3 protein-coding genes and 1 pseudogene are annotated in these 2,401 nt (G+C 57.4%); 1 reads left to right on the forward strand and 3 read right to left on the reverse strand.

Translation table 11 applies throughout. The features are described from left to right. A pseudogene (locus WH5701_RS17815) lies at nt 1-226 on the forward strand (divalent metal cation transporter); the annotation flags it as partial. Nucleotides 227-377: 151 nt separating this feature from the next. Here the strand turns inward: WH5701_RS17815 and WH5701_RS00045 are convergent. From WH5701_RS00045 to WH5701_RS00050, 3 genes are all read right to left on the reverse strand, one after another. After that, nucleotides 378-770: an Hsp20/alpha crystallin family protein gene (locus WH5701_RS00045; RefSeq protein WP_006169692.1), complete on the reverse strand. Its 393-nt coding sequence runs from the start codon at nt 768-770 to the stop codon at nt 378-380. A 166-nt stretch (nt 771-936) separates the two neighbouring features. Beyond that, entirely contained in the window at nt 937-1,416 is a 480-nt protein-coding gene (locus tag WH5701_RS15940) for an MEKHLA domain-containing protein (protein WP_006169693.1), read from the reverse strand. 24 nt (nt 1,417-1,440) lie between these two features. Further along, nucleotides 1,441-2,349, reverse strand: coding sequence for an SWIM zinc finger family protein (locus tag WH5701_RS00050; RefSeq protein ID WP_006169694.1), 909 nt, complete (start codon nt 2,347-2,349; stop codon nt 1,441-1,443). Between the last annotated feature and the right edge of the window lie 52 nt (nt 2,350-2,401).

The following is a 2,401-nucleotide window of genomic DNA, read 5'->3' on the forward strand; positions in this document are numbered from 1 at the left end:
CGGCGGTATTGGTGTGAAGGACTTCGTCTTTGGCGCGATGACCGGCAGTTTTCTGTCCGCTCCTCTGTTCGCCTGGATGGCGATGGACACGATCAACAGCAGTCTCGTTCCGGTTGAGCATCGTTATGGACCGGTGATGCGTGGATTGTGTTGGTTTGGCTTGCTGTTCTTTCTTGTCTTCAGCTTGCTGTTTATTGCTAATGCCTTTTTCGGGGTTGGTGCTTAATGAGTGATCGATTCAGATATGGATCCAATCAAAAACCCCCGTGGAAGCGGGGGTGGGATCCGTTCGTTTTGGTGCGTTTCCTGTGGTGAAGATGGAATCGTCTTAGGGCGTGAAAGTTATCCCTTGATCTTCATGAATTGATCCTTGAAAATCACTTTTCAATCTGCACCGACACGCTGGTGTGTTCGACCGCTTTTCCAGCGGTGATCTCCAGGATGCCGTCGCGATAGCTGGCCTTCAGCTGCTCTCTGTTGAGGCTATGGGGGAAGCGGAAGCTCCGGCTCCAAGTGCCAGTGCGGAATTCGCTGAGCACTGGGGAAAGGCTGTCGGCGTCAGGGGTAGAAGGGCGTTCGGCAGTAATCACAAGGTTGCGGTCTGTGGCCTTGATGTCGATCGAGTCGTGGTCCACGCCAGGTAGTTCCAGGCGTACGGTGTAAGTGGATTCGGCTTCCAGGATTTCGGCGTGGGGCACGCGCTCCGCGGTGGCCACTTGTTGCTCCAGTCGCTCGAACAGTTCGAAGGGTGATTGACGAAGAGTGATCATGATTTTTGGTCCGAAGAGTTGAACATCTGCGGACTTGGTTGTTTGCCCGCCACAGCAATCTGCGTGGTCTTGATGAGAACGAGGAGCGTAAGAACCGTCTGATTTGATTCGGTCTATACGACTTGGTTCGGTTGCTACTCTCAGGTGTCGTTGAAACCGAACGGCTTCAAATCCACCACCAATTGCTGAAGCTTGCGGCTTGACCACAGGCGTGTTGGTGTTGATCCCAAAGGGTCCAGATTCGGGCGTTTTGAATCATGAATCGTCTCCCTTTGCGGCTGATGCGGATTCCGCTATAGCCCTTGATGGCGTCTTCGCATTTGGCTTTGCTGAGGGCAAGGGAGCGTTCGGCTTGTTCGGCGGTTGGAGCGGTGAGGCGTGATGGCAGTCCCACCAGCTCAGCCCATGGGGCATCCCATAGGACTAGAGCAGCGGCATTGGCATAGGTGAGCTTCGGTTCTGGGCTGCCGTCATGGGCCAGCACAGGGAACCCGCAGGCGAATAGTTCCTGACAGCTCAGGCGCAGGGATGGTTGCCGTCGAGGCGAAGCAATCAGTGGCGTTTGGAAGGCCCGTTGGTGGGACTGCAGCAGCTGTCCCACCAGGCCCTGTTGGTTCGTACATACCCAGGGGGGCTCGAATGCCATGGCTGGTGGGCAGGAACGCTTAATTCAGCTGCCGGCTCCCATGGCTGAAAGCATCCCCCGTTGGCCACTGGCTTGCCCGTGGGCTTTGAGGTTGCCGAGGAATGTGTTGCGGGCCTCTGGAAATCGCGGGTCTTCGGCGAGGGGCAATTCACCGGCGGCATCGAGGCCCGTGTCACCTTCGAGTGCCGCCGTCACCACAACCAGATCGCCGTCGAGGCTGCGGTTGTAATGCCACCAAAGGGCCGGATCAAGCACGGCGGGATGGGCGGGGGTGGCCGTGGTTTCCTCAGGAGCCTTCTTTGAAATGGAGGCGGCCTTTTGCTTGCCGATGGCGTTGGTTTTCACCATGGCCGCCAGCGCTTTACGTCGTTTTTCGGCTAAGTCTTCCAGCAGCTTTGAGCGATTGCGTCCTCGGAGCTGGAACAGCACGAAGGGGTCCTCGCTGAAGCGATCCCCCATCAGGAAGTACACCGCACTGATGTGCTTGCAGGGGTTGGCCTTGTCTGGGCAGCTGCACTCGCTGCGCACCTCTTGAAGTTTGAACGGAAACAGGCGTTTGCCACTGGCAGCGAAGGCCCGTTCGATGTCGGACGGCATGATCCCAGCCAACAGTTGAGCGGACCAGCGTGCTTTTTGGGTGAGTGCCTCGAGCACATAGCCCCAGTCCTCATCATTGAGAACATCGAGCCAAAGTTTCACTTTGTAGGGCTCTTCATCGGTGCCCTGCACCCGCGCATGCACCCGGCGTCCCTCGAAGCGAATGGAGGTGACGTTGCCCTCGCGGGCATAGCCCCAGGCGCGTTCGAGGCGTTTCTTGAATCGGTAGCCGTTGATCAGCTCCATCCATTGCTCAACCCACCAAGGCTGTTGCCCTAAGCCGTCATCGCCAATGGCGGTGATGCCGGTGTTGTTGTGGTTGCTGTTTGTGTTCATGGTTAGGTGTCCTCGAGGGCAACAAGATTGCGCAGCTGATCGCCGCCAAGGC

Origin of the sequence: Synechococcus sp. WH 5701, assembly GCF_000153045.1 — a bacterium.
GTDB lineage: Bacteria > Cyanobacteriota > Cyanobacteriia > PCC-6307 > Cyanobiaceae > Regnicoccus_A > Regnicoccus_A antarcticus.

Coding starts and splice junctions, on each gene's coding strand:
- WH5701_RS00045 (WP_006169692.1), bottom strand. CDS start 770: ATGATCACTCTTCGTCAATCACCCTTCGAACTGTTCGAGCGACTGGAG.
- WH5701_RS15940 (WP_006169693.1), bottom strand. CDS start 1,416: ATGGCATTCGAGCCCCCCTGGGTATGTACGAACCAACAGGGCCTGGTG.
- WH5701_RS00050 (WP_006169694.1), bottom strand. CDS start 2,349: ATGAACACAAACAGCAACCACAACAACACCGGCATCACCGCCATTGGC.